The organism is Paeniglutamicibacter sp. NPDC091659 (genome assembly GCF_044756805.1).
GTDB lineage: Bacteria > Actinomycetota > Actinomycetes > Actinomycetales > Micrococcaceae > Paeniglutamicibacter.
This window is the reverse complement of the sequence record NZ_JBIVTO010000001.1, coordinates 703382-719518: the sequence shown is the minus strand read 5'-3', so window position 1 is coordinate 719518 and position 16137 is coordinate 703382. Positions and strand designations below refer to the sequence as shown.

The window sequence follows — 16137 nt, the reverse complement described above, 5'->3', positions numbered from 1 at the left end:
CGTACAACACAAGCAAAGCAGGAAGACTCGCCGATTCATGCCGTTTTTCGCTGATGTGTCCGTCTGGCGATACAGCATGTCCAGCCCGGCCCACGGGCATTGCATAGGCTCTTGGGGTGGCCCCAACAAAAACCAGCAACCGTCGCCCCGTTGATCGGGACTTGTCCCCGGATTTCTCCGCTATAACCCTTGGCAAACATGCCTTGCGCCACGGCGCATTCGCCGAAGGGCGTGGCCTTCAGCTGGGGGCCTCGACCGCCCTGCTCATGATCCACCAGGTCTGCGAGGCCCTGGTGCCGGTGCTGATCGGCGTGGGCATCGACAAGGCCATCGGCCCCTCGGATCTGGGCGCACTGTTCTGGATCCTCGGCGGACTGGCCGGCCTCTTCCTGATGCTGACCTACAGCTGGCGGCATGGCTACCGGCTGACCAACCGGGTCTACGGATTCGGCGACCACTCCCTGCGCCAGATGGTCATCGCCAAGGTGCTCGATCCGCGGGCCACCGGCAAGCAATTCGGTGCCGGGCGGACGCTGAACATCGCCACCTCCGACACCGCGATCACCGCCGGGCTGAGCTGGGTGGTCTCCCAGATGAGCGCGAGCCTCGCGGCACTGGTCACGGCCGCGACCTCGCTGCTGCTGATTTCCTGGCAGCTGGGCCTGCTGGTCCTGGTCGCCACCGCGGTGTTCCTGGTGCTCATGCACTTCATCACCGCCCCGCTGGAACGGCGCACGCACCTCCAGCAGGAACGTGCGGCCGAGGCCACGGGCCTGGCCACCGACCTGGTCACCGGGTTGCGCGTGCTCCAGGGCCTGGGGGCCACTCGAACCGCCACCGAACGCTACAAGGAAACCAGCAGGGCCTCGCTGCAGGCAGCCCTGGGCACGGCAAAGTCCGAGGCCCTCTTTTCCACCGTCACCCTCGGCCTGAGCGCCATGTTCCTGGCCGCGATCACCTGGGTGGCCGCGTCCATGACGCTGGCCGGCGAGATCAGCATCGGCCAGCTGGTCACCGTGGTGGGCCTGGCCCAATTCATCCAGGAGCCGCTCAGCTCCCTGGCGTACTACCCGGCCGCCCTTGCGCAAAAGCGTGCCGCGGCCAAGCGCATCGTTGCCCTGTTGAACACCGAGGTCGATGCCGATGCGCCCGAACCGGCCACGGATTCCACGCCCACCGGCCCTGCGGCCTTCCACGAATTGCTGGTGCGCGGCGAGGGAAGCCACCCCGATATCCGGCTGCTGCCCGGCAGCATCACGGGCCTGCGCACCGATGCGAGAAGCTCTCGCGAGCTGACCCTGCTGCTGGCCGGGCGCGCCGATGACTCCAGCCAACGGGTACAGATCAACGGTGTTCCCGCCGCCGCCTGCGGGCTTGCGGCACTGCGCTCAATGGTGTTTGTCTCCGATCACGACGCTGCGATCTTCACAGGATCCATCCGGGAAAACCTGCACGCGCAAGCACCTCTGGACACGGTGTTGGGAGCCACGGGCCTGGCCGAAATCAGTGCCAAACTCCCGTTGGGCCTGGACGCTCGGGTCGGCGAACAGGGCAGTGCACTCTCCGGCGGCCAACGCCAGCGGCTGCTGCTGGCCAGGGCCCTTCACCAGCCCCAACCGGTGATCGTATTGGTCGATCCAACCACGGCCTTGGACTCGGTGAGCGAGGCGCGCATCGCCGCGGCGCTGAACGGCCCGGGCTCCGTCGCGCTGCTGATCATCTCGGATTCCCCGCTGCTGTTGGGGGCCTGCGACACCGTCATCGACACCGTTTCCCTACACACCGCCGGAGTGAACCCATGAACGAGCCACCCACCGGGGTCCCCGCGGCCGACAGACTGCCGATCGCCGACGGCCGGACCACCTGGCGCCACGTCATCCGGATCTTCGGGGCCAGGCGCTGGCTGGTGGCGTTGACGGCGTTCACGCTGCTCTGCGTTGCGGTGACCGGGTTGGCGATCCCGGCGCTGCTCGGCGTGATCGTGGACGTCGTCTCCGCCAAGCGCGGCGCGCAGGCGCTGCTCAATTCGCTGGGACTGCTGTTCATCGCGGCGCTGGCCACCGGGATCCTGACCGGCATCTCCCAGGTGCTGCTGGCCAAGCTGGGACAGAGCGGCCTGGCCCAGCTGCGCGAGGAGGTCTTCGAATCCGCCATGGAGCTGCCCCAGGAACGCCTGGAGCGCGCCGGCAGCGGGGACCTGATTTCGCGGGTATCCCGCGACGTGGACGCCACCAACGAGGCCATCGGCGGAATCCTGCCGACCTTCATTTCCGCGCTGTTCACCATCGCACTCACGCTGCTGGGGCTCGGCGTGCTCGACTGGCGCTTCGCCGCCGTCACCCTGTTGTGCGTCCCGATCCATGCCCTGGCGCTGCGTTCCTTCCTGCGCCGCAGCGGCCCGATCTACCGGGCGATGCGCGTGGCGGAGGCCGAACGCGGCCAGCACCTGCTCGAGGCCACCGGCGGCGCCGACACCATCAGGGCGCTGGGTGCGGAGCAGCACCACGTCTCAACGGTTGCCGCCTCCAGCCGCGGTGCCGTCGGCCTGATGCTGAAGGCCGTAGTGGTTTCCTCGCGGTTCTACGGGTGGCTGAACATGGCCGAGCTGCTGGGCATGGCCGCGATCCTGTCCACCGGGTTCTTCCTGGTGCGTGCCGATGCCGTCACCATTGGTGCGGCGACCGCGGCGGCGCTGTTCTTCCACCGGCTGTTCGGCCCGATCGGGGCCCTGCTGGCCAACGTCGACGAGCTACAAAAGGCCGGGGCCGGGCTCGCGCGCCTGGTCGGGCTGATCGATTCGGACCGCGAGCGCGAAGACCTCGCAGCCGACCCTGCCCCGGGCACCGCGCCCGGCGTGGTGGTCAGCGGGCTGTCGGCCGGATACCAGGACGCCCCGGCAGTGATCACCGACTTCGAGCTGAGCATCGCCCCGGGCGAGCTCGTGGCCCTGGTGGGTTCCAGCGGCGCCGGAAAGACCACGCTCGCCCGCGTGCTGGCCGGGAGCCTGGACCCCAGCGCGGGAACGGTGCTGCTCGATGCGTCCACGGCCCCGAAGCTGGGTCACAGCACCCTGCTGGTCAGCCAGGAGGTGCATGTCTTCAGCGGCACCATCGCCGAAAACCTGCTGCTGGCCGCCCCGGCAAGCACCACGGAGGAACTGCTCCGGGCCGTGGACGAGGCCGAAGCCCACTGGATCCTGGCGTTGCCCGAGGGACTGGACACCGTGGTGGGTCACGGGGCGTTGCACCTGACCGGGGAACAAACACAGCATCTGGCCCTGGTCCGGGCGTTGCTGAACAAGGCGGGCCTGGTGGTGCTCGACGAGGCGACGGCGGAAGCGGGGTCGGCCAGCGCCGCCCTGTTGGAACGCGTGGCCATGCGCATCACCCGCGGCCGCACCGCGGTGGTGGTGGCGCACCGGCTCTCCCAGGCGGCCCAGGCGGACCGCATCCTGGTCATGGAGGACGGGCGGATCGTGGAGCACGGAAGCCATGCGGAACTGCTCGCCGCCGCCGGAACCTACGCCACCTTGTGGGCGGCATGGAGCGCCCGCGGCTAGCGAGCATCGATGAATGTCGGGCGGGCATCCAGGCGCGCCCGCACGTCATGGAATGGCCACTTGATCACCAAAATTTGGTTGGATGGTGGACATGTCGAAATTTTCCATGGCGCCCGTGCACGCGCCATACCCCGCGGCGCACGAATGGCTCCGTGGCATCGTCACGGACGATTCCGTGGACGTTGCCTACTCACCCGTGATTACGGAGCAATCATTCGAGCCCGGTGATCAGGAACTGCGCGAGGTGTGGCCGGAAGGCGCCCAACTGTGTTGGTTTGGCGGGCCTGCCGCCGCGCCCCTGGAGCGGTGGCCACGGAACGGCAACGGCGAACCGCTGGCCCACGTGATTGCCCTGGATCTTGCCATGGTCGATGGAACCGCGCACCCCGTCGACAAGGCATCGTGGCCCGGCCGGCGCGAGGGATTGCCCAAGGCCGGCGTGCTCGAGGTGTTTCACGATCTCCAGTCATTCGGCTTCGAGGCCCAGGACAAGGCCGACCGCTGCTGGGTGGTGCGTTGGGTGCCGGAACCCGACAGGTCGGTCCTCGTTGATGCCCCAACAGACCTGGATACGCCGACCGAGGTGTGCCAGGTGGCCTTGACGCTGAATGGATTCACGATTCCGGGTGGGCACAATTTTGTGGGTTCGGGCCGGAGGCTGTTCGACCAGGTTGAAAAGGCCGGCTCCGACCTCCAACGCACGTGGATGTACCAACGACAGATCGGCGACGCCGTGGAACCCCTCCCGTACAGCCACGTCTACGGGCATCCGCATCGCAACCAAGCCGTCGCCGTTGAGGTCCTCGAACAGGTTCTTCCACTGGAGGCGGATGACCAGTACCGCCTGATTTTGGGCATCGAGAGCTGGACCTTACTGGCAGGCTGGTTCGGCGATGCCGGGAATCTTGAAGTCTGGATGCGGCAGTCCGACCTTGACGCGCAGCGCTTCGATGAAGCCTGGTGCCTGATCCGTACGGACTGACCAAGCGGGCCGCGCCGTGGGTGAAATGCGGGGAACACACACCACATGGCGTGCGTTCCCCGCATGATTTTCGGTTCAAGAATTGGCTGGACCCCGATGTGGACTCAGTCCTGCATCCGATTCCTGTCAGCTGCGCTTGGCCTCGCGAAAGAGCAGCCACACCAGGTACATCCCGCCGAGGCTGACGGTGACGACTCCGACAGGCATCTGGATCGGCGCCAGGGCATGCTGCGCGATCAGGTCGCTGGCCAGCAGCAACAGGGCCCCGAAGACACCCGCGGAAAGCATCGACACCCGCCCGCTTCCGGTCATGCGCCGGGCGATCTGCGGGGCGGCGAGCGCCACGAACGCGATGGGCCCGGCCGCGGCGGTGCAGATTGCCGTCAGGCACACCCCGACCACCAGCAGCCACAGCTTGGCCGGCTCGGTGTTGATGCCCTGCGCCGCGGCGGCGTCGTCGCCCATTTCCAGGCCCTGCAGCGGCCGCGAGAGCAGCATCAGCACGGGGACCAGAGCCGCGGCGATGAGCAGCAGCGGGACGGCACGTTCCCAGCCCGCGGTGTTCAGTGAACCGGAGCCCCAGATTGCCGCCATCATGGCCAGCTGCAGGTCCGCCTTGATGATCAGCCAGGTGTTGATGGAACCGAGCATGGCGCTGATGCCGATGCCGACGATGATCAGCCGGAAGCCCTGGATGCCGCGCTTGAACGCCAGCAGGTACACCACCGCCGCGGTCGCCAGTCCCCCGGCAAAGGCGCCGATGGCGGTGGACACGAATCCGCCGCCTAGCAGCAACATGGAAACCAGCGCGCCGGTGTAGGCGCCGGCGTTGAAGCCGATGATGTCGGGGCTGCCCAGCGGGTTGCGGGTCAGCGACTGGAAGATCGCGCCGCTGATGCCCAGCGCCCCGCCGATCACGATCGCCATGAGCACGCGTGGCAGGCGCCAGGAGACGACCACCAGCTCGCTCTTGGGAGTGCCCTTCCCCAGCAGCGTCTGGAGGACCTCGGAGGGGGCGAGCACGAAGCTGCCCATGGACATGCCGGCAACCGCCAGCGCCCCGATGAGCAGCACGGCGCCGGCGCCGGTCAGCGCCGGGCGTGCCCTGATGACCAGGGAGGGGCCGTGCGCGCCCAGGCGCAGCCGCCAGACGCGTTCCCCGAAGTCGATCCGGGGAGCCTCGGCGCGCTTCAATGACGCCGGGGATTCCTCTCGGTCCCCCCGCGTCGCGGGATCCGCCGCCAGGTCCGTGAGCATGAGCGTGTCCTCTCCTTTCATAGGGTGCTCGCCGACTTCCGGCGCACCAGCCAGATGAGCACCGGGGCGCCGATGAACGCGGTGACGATGCCGACCTGCAACTCGTCGGGTCGGATGATGAGCCGGCCCGCGATGTCCGCGCCGACCAGCAGGGACGGGGCCAGCAGGATCGTGTAGAGCATGATCCAGCGTTGGTCCGGGCCCGTGATCCAGCGCGCGATGTGCGGAACCATCAACCCGATGAAACCGATCGGGCCGGCGGCCGCGGTCGCCGCGCCGCACAGCAGCGTGACGGCGATGACCACCAGCACGCGGGTGCGTCCCAGGCTAGCGCCCATGGTCGCGGCGTGGTCGTCGCCCAGCGCGGTTGCGTTCAGCGACCGGGAAATCAGCAGGGCGATCGCCAAGCCCGCCGCCACGCATCCGGACAGCCAGCCCAGCGCCCCGACCGGGGTTGCGGCCAGCGACCCGGCACCCCAGAAGCGCATGGCGTTGAACGTGGATTCATCGAGCAGGATGAATCCCTGGGTGATGCCGGAGAGCACTGCGCCAAAGGCGATGCCCGCCAGGGTGAGTTTGATCGGCGTTCCGCCCGAGCGGCCGCGGGATCCCAGGAAGTAGACGACGGAAACGGCCATTAGTGCACCGGCGAAGGAGTAGAAGACGAACTCGCCCATCTCCCTGGCGCCGAAGAACGCAACGCCCATGACCACGGCGAAGGCGGCGCCCGAGTTGACGCCCAGGATGCCGGGATCCGCCAGCGGGTTGCGGGTCAGCGCCTGGATGAGCGCACCGGAGATGCCCAGCGCGATGCCCACCAGCAGGCCGGCAAGTGTCCTCGGGGCCCGGAAGTCGATGATCGCCGCGTGGTCAGGAGTGGACCCCCGGCCCGTCAGCGCCTCGATGATGATCATCGGGTTGACCTCGCGCGACCCGAGTAACAGGCTCGCGACCAAGACGGCAACCAACAGCGCCAGGGCGGCCACAGCCCCGGCGATGCGGCGCGAATTCACGCGCATCAACCCCGGTGCGGCGGCCTGCCCGGCCTGGTTGGCAGGAGATGCGGCCTCAGAGACCGTTGGCGTCGAAGGCATCGGCTACTTCATCCTGAATGATTTCCGGGTCCTTGTCCGTGGACCACAGTTCTTCGAGCCACTTCTTGAAGTCCTCGCCGAGGGCTTCGTAGCGTTCGTTCCATTCCTCGGCCTTGTCGGTCCAGTAACCGACGACCTTGAAGTGGGTGACGGGGAGCTTGAGCTCCTTGCGCAGGTATTTGCGGGCCTCACGGGTCACTCGCGCTTCACCGGCGACCCAGATGTATCCCGGCCCCTCCGGCAGGTCCATCTCCCGCAGCACCTCGGCGAGCCGGCTCGGTGAATTGCCGTTGCCGCCGTGGATCCAACGCACCTGCATTTCGTCCCCGAGCTGCAGCGGCTGCTCGTGGGCAGGCCCCGCGACCTCCAGGATGGCGGTGGTGTGGATGCCGGCCGGTGCGTTCTCCAGCAAACGGGCCGCCGCCGGCAGCCCGGTGGCGTCCGCCAGAAGAACCTGCCAGGTTGCGTCCGCGGGCAGTTCGTAGAGCCCGGTGGGGGTGTTGAATCCGACCTCGGATCCCGCCCGGACCGAAAGTGCCCAGTCCGCGGCGATCCCGCCGGGGTGCACCACGAAGTCGACGCTGATTTCGCCGGCCTGCGGGTCGACGGAGCGGATGGTGTAGGTGCGCATGGGTCCGGCGACCTGGTCCGGGGTGTACTCCCAGTAGTCGCCCTCGGGGTGCGGGTACACGGGGATGCTTTCGCCGCGCTCGGGCAGGAAGAGGCGGATGTATTCGTCGCCGATCCCGGTGGAGATGAAGGTCGCAAGATCCGGGCCGCCCAGCACGATGCGCATCATGCCCTCGGTGAGACGTTCGGTGCGCATCACCACGGCACGGTAGATCCGGTTGGGAAGCTTGGTATCGTCCAGCGTTGCCTCGCTCATGGCAGCAGCGCCTTTTCCACGACGTCAACCAGTGCCATCTGGCCGCTGGGCGAACCGTAAACCATTTCCATGTTGAAGCCGGTGATCTGGTCGTCCTTGACGAAGCCAAGGTCCTTCCAGACGCTGCTGGCGTTCAGTTTGTCGGAGGTCTGGAGCAGCGTCCTGTCCTCGCCGACGCCGACCGAGGTGAAGACCTCGTCGATGCCCTTGAGCTTGTCCAGCTGTTCGAGGCTCAGCTGGGTTCCCTCGCCGTCGTTGTCGCGCGCCAACGGGGTGATCTTCAGCCCGAGGTCGTCGAAGACCAGGCAGGCGATGCCGTAGCAGTCCAGGCCGACCTTGCCGTCGTAGAAGGACATGTTGGCAACCACCGGGTCAATGCCTGCGGCCTTGATCTTGGCCTTGACCTCGTCGATGCGGGCCTGGTACTTGTCCATCCAAGCCTGGTACTGCTCGGTGCGGTTGAGCACCTCGGCGGTCTTCTTGAAGTGGGTGCGCCAGTCGGCACCATCGAACCCGTTGTAGTTGTAGGTCGGCGCGATCGGGCTCAGTTTCTTGGGGATCTCCGTGTCGTATGACAGCCCGCTGAGGATGAAGTCGGGGTTGGCCTCAAGGACCTTCTCGTAGTTGAATTCCGGGTAGTTCGCGAACGGCGTCACCCCGGCAAGCGCTTCCTGCGGGAAGAAATCCGGGAACGTGGTGAACCCGTTGTCACCCCGGATGGGCTGCTGGTCGGCCAGCTTGATGCCCAGCGTGATCAGGATGTCGGTGTCCGTGGTGTAGAAACCGAGGGCGCGCTGCGGATCCGCGGGGACCTCGGCCGTGCCGAATTCATTGCTGATCGAGATCGTCTGGGCTTCGTCCGGTGCCGGCGTCTGGTTCTGGGCGGCCGGGCCGGCGCCGCAGGAGGTGAGCAGGAGTGAGGCCCCGAGGGCCGCAACGACTCCGAGGTGCTTGGTCGACATGGTTTTCATGGGGAATCCGATTCTGCGAGTGGTGTGGAGGGAAAGCTTTCGGCAACCCCGGCGTCTCAAAATGCCCACCAGGAAGTTAGGGTTACCTACCTTGTATCTCCACAGTAAATCGCCATCATGCCGCGAATCGGACAGGCAGTGGCTCGAAGGCGACATACTCTGGTTGCCAAATCGGCCGACCTAGGCCTCGAGGAGTTCCCCCTGGACGGCGCCCGGCGTCTGGCCAACCTCCTTGCGGAACGCCGCCACAAAAGCACTCACCGACAGGTATCCGACCCGACGGGCGACCTGGCCGACGGGAAGGCCATCGAGCAGGAGGTTCAACGCGATGCGCAACCTGGCCTGCAGGCGCCACTGGGCAAACGTCATGCCCGTTTCCCGGATGAAAAGGCGCGAGAGATTGCGTGGACTGGCACCCACGCGAAAGCCCCACAGCTCGAGCGTGCAGTCCTCCGCGGGGTCATCGAGAATGCCGCGGGCAACGGTGCGCAACCGATCGTCTTCCGGCAGCACGATATCCACGACGCGCAGGTCGGTCGGACGCAGCATGCGGAATGCAACACTCTCGGCATCTCGCCGCAGCTCCAGGTCGGCGTCGGTGCGCTCAAAATGCAGAAGAAGCTCCTGCAGGACGGTCGGCATGGCAATCGCGGTCGGCCCGGTCCCCGGTGCAGCGCCCAGCTGGGTATGGAAATAGGTGCAACGGAATTCCGTACGGGGCCCCGCCAAGACCGCATGATCCTCGCCGGCCGGCACGAGCAGGCCAAGTCCCGGGGGCACCATGAACACGCCATGGCCGGTCTCCACGGTCAGCACGCCCCGGCTCCCCCACAACACCTCGTGGAGGTTTTGATGCCAATGCGACTCCCAGGCCTGTCCGGAGGGCGTGGTGAAGAGGCTGGTGTGCACGCGATAGAACCGCGCGCAGGAGCTATCGAAGCACGTCAGTGACGCATCGGTTGGTGCTTGACGTTCGACCGGGACGGCCGGGGGTGCAGATGCCATGGGGACCACTAATTTAGAAAGGATAACCTTGCGTTATTGATCCTAACAGCAGCAGGGTTGCCTAATTTCGGTGCCCGTGGCGCTCACGGTTCATGTTCCATGCGACGGATACGATGGAAGCATGCCTTCTCCGACCACGTCACTAGCCAAGGCCACTTCGTTCCCCGCCTTGGATCCGAAGCTCGCCACCAAGCTGGCAGCGGCCCTCGACGAATCCGCCGACACGACAATTTTCGTCAACGGCACCGCCCTGCAACTGCCGGACACGGCCCACTCGGCGCTCATTGAGGTCCTGCACAGGATGTCGCGCGGGGATGAGGTGAGCATCAGCACCGTCGAGTCGCTGCTCAACACATCCCAGGCAGCCCAAATGGCCGGCATCTCGCCGAGCTACCTGCGCAAGCTCACCGACTCAGGCGTCATTCCGGTTGAGTACCGCGGCACCCACCGCCGCATTCGCCCCGCGGCCATCGAGGCATGGCTGGAAACCCGCGAACATCCCCAAGAGGGCAACGCGGAATAGGCCAAAGCGCAACCTTCTTGCGCTTCCCTTCCCAATCCAAGGCTCACTACGGTGGGCACAAGTGTCCGCGAATCCCCGACCCAGGAGGTCAACATGTCGTTCCGCCAGAAGCCCGCGCCCTATGCGACGGTTTTGATCGCAGGCTTGCTCGGTTTGGCATTGAGCGGATGCTCTCCCGCAGAGCCTCCCGTGCCCGGGAGCACTTCCGCCATCCAGTCCCCGAGCAACACCGTCTCCGCGAGCCCGACACCGACCATGAGCGCACGCCCTTCCAGCCCATCGGCATCGTCGAGCCCTTCCAGCGCGCCCGCATCGCCCAGCACCAAGACGGCGAAACTCACGGTGTTCTACGTGGCCGTGGACAACCAGGAGGGGGTCTCGGGACCCAAGATCGGCTGCGGGGACACCCTGGTGGCGACGGAAACCGGCCCGGTGGCATTCACCAACAAGGTCGAGGCGGCAATGAACGCCCTGCTGAAGGACAACTCTCCAACCCACGGGGAATCGGGACTCAAGAACGCCGTGGCCGCATCCAACCTGAGCTACAAGTCCTCCACCGTGAAGGGCGACCAGGTCACGGTCAACCTCAGCGGAACCGTGATGTCGGGCGGCACCTGCGATGACCCGCGCATCATCGAACAGCTGAAATACACGGCAAAGGTTGCGGCGGGCGTGGGCGGCGCGCGGATCCTGGTCAATGGATCGGACATCGAAAAAATACTGAGCCAAAAATAGAAAACTGTTGACTTATAGGCAACAAATGTTGATAGGGTGCGTGTGTGAGGTCACAAACTGAAGCCGACATGAGCGGCGAATCCGAGCTTGCGCTTGCACGCGCCGAGTCCCTTTCACGCCACGAGACTCTGTTCTCCGAACGTGCATCCCACATCAAGCAGTCGGCCGTGCGAGACGTCTTTGAACTCTCGCTCGACCCGACGCTTGTCTCGCTGGCCGGCGGAAACCCCTACCTGCAGTCGCTGCCGCTGGCCAAGCTCGGCGAGATGGCCAACCGGCTGATCGTCGAGGAGGGCATGAGCGCCCTCCAATACGGCAGCGGCCAGGGCACCGAGGAACTGCGCGCACAGATCTGCGAGGTCATGGCGGAGGAAGGCATCACCGATGCGAACCCCGACAACATCGTGATCACCACCGGGTCCCAGTCCGCCCAGGACGTGGCCTGCAAGGTGTTCTGCAACCCGGGCGACACGGTGCTCTGCGAGGATCCCACCTACGTGGGTGCGTTGAACACGTTCGAGGCCTACCAGGCCAAGGTCGAACCGATCGCCACCGACGAACACGGGCTGATTCCCTCGGCACTGACCGAGCGCATCGCGGAACTGCGCCAGGCCGGCGCGAACATCAAGTTCCTCTACACGATCCCGAACTTCAACAACCCCTCCGGCATCACGCTTGCGGCCGAGCGCCGCCAAGAAATCGTGGACATCTGCGCCGCGGAGAACATCCTGGTGCTGGAGGACAACCCGTACGGGATGCTGCGTTACTCGGGCGAGCCCATCAAGCCGCTGCGCGCCGGCAACCCGAACCACGTGATCTACATGGGTTCGTTCTCCAAGATACTGGCCCCCGGCCTGCGCATCGGCTGGGCGCTGGTTCCGGAGCACCTCTTCCGCCGCTTCTACCTTGCGGCCGAGGCCGTCTCGCTGTGCCCGGCAACGCTGAATCAGATGCTGATCAGCGAATACCTCAAGGGCCACGATTGGCGCGGACAGATCAATGAGTACCGCTCGCTCTACTCGGCACGCTGCGAGGCAATGCTTGGGGCGCTCGACGAATACATGCCGGCAGGTGTCCACTACACCCGCCCGGAGGGCGGCTTCTTCATCTGGGTGACGCTGCCGGAGGGCATCGACACCTACTCGCTACTGGCCAAGGGCATCGAGGCCGGGGTGGTGTTCATCCCGGGCGCAGCCTTCAGCCCGCACGACGCACCGAGCCACAGGCTGCGTCTGGCCTTCAGCGCAGTGCCGGAGGAAAAGATCCGCGAGGGCGTCAGGCGCTTGGCGCCGGTGCTCGCCGCGGCGATCGAGGCCAACACAAGCGCCTAGGAACGGCCCGCGGCCCGGTCGGCGCAGCAATGCCACGGAGCGTGGCGCATGATGTATCCATGTGGTTTGGATGGATCGAGTTCGACCTGTTGCTGGGCGAGGTGCACTCGCTCAAGGGCAAGCGCTCCGTCGTGCGCCCGATCATGGCCGAGATCAGGCGCCGGTTCGAGGTTTCCGTCGCGGAGACCGGAGAGCTGGAGCTGCACCGGCGCGCCGGGGTGTCGGCGGGGCTTGTCGCTGCCGATGCCGCGCACGTGATCGAGGTGCTCGACGGCATCGAGCGGCTGGTCGCCGCGCGACCTGACGTGGAATTGCTCAGTGCCCGGCGCCGGCTGCATTCCTCCGAGGACGAATAGCCGCTCCGGCGCACGGCCGGCGGGCTATGGCGTGTCTCCTGATACGGAATCCGCGATTAGCCAACTCCAGATGAGCACGGCAAGTAGAACGATGGCCGATCTGTAAGTTCAGCGCGAGGGCCGTGAAAGTGGATTGATGCCCGAAGTTGGCGGCAGCCCTGGAACCGGAAAATCCGACCCGAATCCTCACCGTCACGAATCGCCGGGTAGCGAGGCACACCCTGTTGACGGCCCGCTTCCAATGCGCTTGACAGGGAATGCCGGCTGTTAGGGTGGTATTCCCTGTCACTCATACATTCATTGGGGAAACTATGTCTCGACGCATTTTTGCGCCCATTCTGGCGCTCACCATGTCCGCAGGGCTCGTCGTTGCCGGAACCATGCCAGCAAGCGCAGCGCCGGTCGCTCCCGTCGCCGCCGTGCAGGCAGTCAAAACGGCACCGACCAAGGTCACGATCAACAAGATCAAGACCGCCACGGTCAACAAGAAGACGAAGACCGCCACGGTCAAGCCTTCGGTGAAGTCCTCGGGCCAGGCAAAGGTCTCCTCGTCGAAGATCACCGTGAAGCAGGGCAAGAAGACCGTCGCCAAGAACGTGTCATCCGCCAAGCTCAAGGCCGGCAAGTACACGGTCACGACGACCGCGAAGTACAAGACGTGGACCAACAAGACGACCAGCAAGACCGTCAAGACCACGAAACTGGTCTCCGACGGGAGCAAGCTCGTAAACATGACCTGTGAAGTAGTCGGTGCCGAGGATGGTGATATTGAAGTCGGGGGTTCCAGCCCGATCCCGGCCACTGCCTTGTACTTCGAATGCAAGGGTGCGTTCGACGGCGTGTATGAAACCGTGGCCTACTTCTCTGATGCCGTAGTTCCCGGATGGGCCCCCTCGGGTTCGTCGGACAGCGTTCTTTGGCTTGATGACGTGCCCACCGCCCCGAAAGTTGATATGGCGGCTGTGAATACCGTCAAGGTTGGCGTCCTGCCTTTCGAGAAGCTGTACAAGACCACAGCTACTGTTCAGAAGACCACCACCAAGGTCTGGTCCAAAGAGCAGAGCAAGACGCTGAAGCAGACTTTGACCGTGAAGAAGTAGCAACGGTTGGTTCGTGAAGGCGTCGGACGGGGGAAACCCGGCCGGCGCCTTCCATTGTTTTCGGAGCCATGAATCAGGTTGGTGACTCAGCCAAATGCTGGGTTGATAAGCGACTAGTAGCGCTTGGTTAGGTTGGTGCCCGTTCGCGGCGCCAACCTAACCAAGCGCTACTAGTAGACCAACCAGGTGACCACGCCCAGCAGCAGGCACACGCTCACCAGCAGCGCGGCGATCCTCGGCGCGATCCACGCCGTGACTTCCTGCTCGCTGGGGTGTTCAACCTCCGGATCTGACTCGCGGCCCGGATCCAGCGCGGCCATTTCATAGGCCAACAGCATGCGCGAGGGTGCCAGCATGGTGGCCATGGAAGCCGTCACGTTGGAGACCGCCACCAGCTGCAGCACGGACGAGCCCATTGCCAGCGCCGCCTGCGCCTGGGTGGCGGAAAGCATCGAGTTCGCCCCGGTGTTGGACCCGGAGATGAAACCCGCGAACCCACCGGCCACGGGCCCCAGCACCAGGTAGGCCGGACCCATCGAGGCAAGGGCCGACCCCAATTCCTGCCCCATGCCCGAAAGCGCCAGGACCGCACCCAGCACCGTGAAGGCGCCAGTGGTCACCCCGACCGGAATCCACGAACGGTAGGCCGCACGCATGCGCCCGCCCAGCCGACGTGGCTCGTTTCCCGATGCCGGGGCGATGCTGTGCGCGACCAGGCACGCAATCAGCAGCCACACGCCGCCGCTGGCCAGCGCCCGCTTGAGCAGCGAGGCCTCCATCCCGGAGGTGGCAAGCCGGGCCAGCAAGAGTCCTGCGGCGAGCACTGCGTATGGCAGGAGCGAGCGCAGCACCTGCGACCCGGCCGGAACCAGGCTGCCGGCGACCTTGAACGCCACCAAGTGCACCAGGATCACCACCAACGAGCCGACGATTCCCGCCGGGGGCGTGCCCATGAGCAGGTTCGCGGCAAGGATCCCGCCGTTGAGCAGCAGCGCGGCGGCAACCAAGTGGGCCAGCAGGCGGCCGGGGCATTCGGCTCCGCGGCGCAGGACCAGCCAGCAGGTGAGTGCCGAACCCAGCATGACCGGCAGGCTCAACAAGGCGGAGCGAACGCCCACGTCAAACAGGCTCAGGCCGGCCAGATCCGCGGCCACCAGCGTGCCCGGGCCCAGCGCTCCCCACGGCACCGCCACCAGCCCCAGCAGGCTGAGGACCGCGGCGCGCCGCACGTCGTGGCCCAGCCGCAGCAGCAACGGGACTCCGACCGTCACGCCGATCCCGAAACCGGTCACGGATTCGGCGAAGGGCACCAGCCCGAACACCACCAGCACCGTGCCGGCCTGCAGGTTGGATGCGCTTTGCCCCAGCCAACCGGAGATGCTGGCCATCGCGCCGGTCTCCGTGGTGATGCGGGAGAGCAGCACGCCGCCAAAGAGGATCAGCAGCACCTCGAGGATGGTCGGACCGAAGAGCACCCCCGCACCCAGCCATTTTTCGGGGCCGACGGGGAAGAACACCAAGGCCACGGCCAGCCCCGTCGCCAGCGACCAGAGCGCCATGTTGATGGCCTTCGCCCGGGCAAGGAACAGGGCCATGGCCACCACGATCGGGAGGGCGGCTGCGATGGCCAACATGTCTTGGTTACCCCTTTGGATTGCTCACGGCGGATCGAGGGAGGACGCCCTCGGGCGGATTCCTTCGAGGCCGAGACTACCCGTGCGACCGGATGCCGGCCGATTCGGGTGCTGCGGTCCGCTTCATGTCCACGACACAGGGCCCGAAACCCGCCGGCCTGTTTGATGGAAGAGAACAGGTCGACGGATTCCGGGCCCCGAGTTCAGAGTGGAGTGGTTCTAGGCCATGCGGTGCACGGGGGTCGCGCTCCTGCCCAGGATGAGCCCGAGTGCGGCCATGCCCACTCCGAGGACAAAGTGCAGCACGTTGTCCGCCGTATTGACTGGAACGAAGTTGGCGGCGCTGGCCTGGTCAATGAAGACCCCGTAGAACCCAAGGACCAGGTAGATCACGCCGCCGATCACCAGGAAGCGCTTGGCCGCCACCGCGTTGCGCCCGAGGGCCAGGCCCGCGACGCCGAAGAGCAGGTGCACGATGTTGTGCAGCACCGAGACCTGGAAGATCCCCAGCAGCATGGAGCCGGAGTGGTGTCCGGCCATTCCGAGGTGTTCGGTGTTGCTGGTGATGCCCGGGATGAATCCCAGGATTCCGACCAGCAGGAAGACCGCACCCACGGCCAGTGCCGCGTATTGCACCAGGGTTCGGTGGGTGGTGGCGTGTGTTGAAACCATGATGAACTCCTTGAATCACATTGTTCTCCAAC

The 16137-nt window shown here is 65.9% G+C and carries 15 protein-coding genes; 8 read left to right on the top strand and 7 right to left on the bottom strand.

What is annotated here, in order from left to right:
- Window positions 1-116: 116 nt before the first annotated feature.
- The 3 genes from ACIQLF_RS03255 to ACIQLF_RS03245 all read left to right on the top strand — a co-directional run bounded on the left by ACIQLF_RS03255 (window position 117) and on the right by ACIQLF_RS03245 (window position 4541).
- Window positions 117-1802, top strand: a complete 1686-nt coding sequence (locus ACIQLF_RS03255) for an ABC transporter transmembrane domain-containing protein (RefSeq protein ID WP_400294261.1) — start codon at window positions 117-119, stop codon at window positions 1800-1802.
- Window positions 1799-3559 carry an ABC transporter ATP-binding protein gene (locus tag ACIQLF_RS03250; protein WP_400294259.1) on the top strand — a complete coding sequence of 587 codons (1761 nt, stop codon included), beginning with the start codon at window positions 1799-1801 and terminating at the stop codon, window positions 3557-3559. The genes ACIQLF_RS03255 and ACIQLF_RS03250 overlap by 4 nt, the downstream gene beginning before the upstream one ends.
- Window positions 3560-3650: 91 nt before the next feature.
- Complete coding sequence (locus tag ACIQLF_RS03245; protein ID WP_400294257.1) at window positions 3651-4541, top strand: DUF1963 domain-containing protein; 891 nt, start codon at window positions 3651-3653, stop codon at window positions 4539-4541.
- Between the two features lie 126 nt (window positions 4542-4667).
- On the opposite strand, the gene ACIQLF_RS03240 is transcribed toward ACIQLF_RS03245, so the two are convergent.
- From ACIQLF_RS03240 to ACIQLF_RS03220, 5 genes are all read right to left on the bottom strand, one after another.
- Window positions 4668-5798 carry a FecCD family ABC transporter permease gene (locus ACIQLF_RS03240; RefSeq protein WP_400294256.1) on the bottom strand — a complete coding sequence of 377 codons (1131 nt, stop codon included), beginning with the start codon at window positions 5796-5798 and terminating at the stop codon, window positions 4668-4670.
- A gap of 17 nt (window positions 5799-5815) precedes the next feature.
- Window positions 5816-6892: an iron chelate uptake ABC transporter family permease subunit gene (locus ACIQLF_RS03235; protein WP_400294254.1), complete on the bottom strand. Its 1077-nt coding sequence runs from the start codon at window positions 6890-6892 to the stop codon at window positions 5816-5818.
- Entirely contained in the window at window positions 6867-7778 is a 912-nt protein-coding gene (locus tag ACIQLF_RS03230; protein WP_400294252.1) for a siderophore-interacting protein, read from the bottom strand. Before ACIQLF_RS03230 ends, ACIQLF_RS03235 begins: the two co-directional genes overlap by 26 nt.
- Entirely contained in the window at window positions 7775-8749 is a 975-nt protein-coding gene (locus ACIQLF_RS03225) for an ABC transporter substrate-binding protein (RefSeq protein ID WP_400294250.1), read from the bottom strand. Before ACIQLF_RS03225 ends, ACIQLF_RS03230 begins: the two co-directional genes overlap by 4 nt.
- 180 nt (window positions 8750-8929) lie before the next feature.
- The gene (locus ACIQLF_RS03220) at window positions 8930-9754 is read right to left on the bottom strand and encodes an AraC family transcriptional regulator (protein WP_400294248.1); all 825 of its coding nucleotides are present in this window, start codon (window positions 9752-9754) and stop codon (window positions 8930-8932) included.
- 121 nt (window positions 9755-9875) lie between these two features.
- On the opposite strand from ACIQLF_RS03220, the gene ACIQLF_RS03215 reads away from it, so the two are divergent.
- From ACIQLF_RS03215 to ACIQLF_RS03195, 5 genes are all read left to right on the top strand, one after another.
- On the top strand, window positions 9876-10277 hold the full coding sequence (locus ACIQLF_RS03215) for a helix-turn-helix domain-containing protein (protein ID WP_400294246.1): 402 nt from the start codon (window positions 9876-9878) through the stop codon (window positions 10275-10277).
- A gap of 51 nt (window positions 10278-10328) precedes the next feature.
- Window positions 10329-11012 carry a GerMN domain-containing protein gene (locus ACIQLF_RS03210; protein ID WP_400294244.1) on the top strand — a complete coding sequence of 228 codons (684 nt, stop codon included), beginning with the start codon at window positions 10329-10331 and terminating at the stop codon, window positions 11010-11012.
- 68 nt (window positions 11013-11080) lie between these two features.
- The gene (locus ACIQLF_RS03205) at window positions 11081-12343 is read left to right on the top strand and encodes a PLP-dependent aminotransferase family protein (RefSeq protein ID WP_400295016.1); all 1263 of its coding nucleotides are present in this window, start codon (window positions 11081-11083) and stop codon (window positions 12341-12343) included.
- Between the two features lie 59 nt (window positions 12344-12402).
- Complete coding sequence (locus tag ACIQLF_RS03200; RefSeq protein WP_400294242.1) at window positions 12403-12699, top strand: DUF503 domain-containing protein; 297 nt, start codon at window positions 12403-12405, stop codon at window positions 12697-12699.
- Between the two features lie 311 nt (window positions 12700-13010).
- Window positions 13011-13799 (top strand): hypothetical protein, encoded by a 789-nt coding sequence (locus ACIQLF_RS03195; protein WP_400294240.1) that lies wholly within the window; start codon window positions 13011-13013, stop codon window positions 13797-13799.
- A 170-nt stretch (window positions 13800-13969) separates the two neighbouring features.
- On the opposite strand, the gene ACIQLF_RS03190 is transcribed toward ACIQLF_RS03195, so the two are convergent.
- A complete protein-coding gene (locus tag ACIQLF_RS03190) occupies window positions 13970-15433 on the bottom strand; it encodes an L-lactate permease (RefSeq protein ID WP_400294238.1) in 1464 nt (487 codons plus the stop codon).
- A 219-nt stretch (window positions 15434-15652) separates the two neighbouring features.
- Window positions 15653-16105, bottom strand: coding sequence for a DUF4383 domain-containing protein (locus ACIQLF_RS03185; protein ID WP_400294236.1), 453 nt, complete (start codon window positions 16103-16105; stop codon window positions 15653-15655).
- Window positions 16106-16137 lie beyond the last annotated feature (32 nt).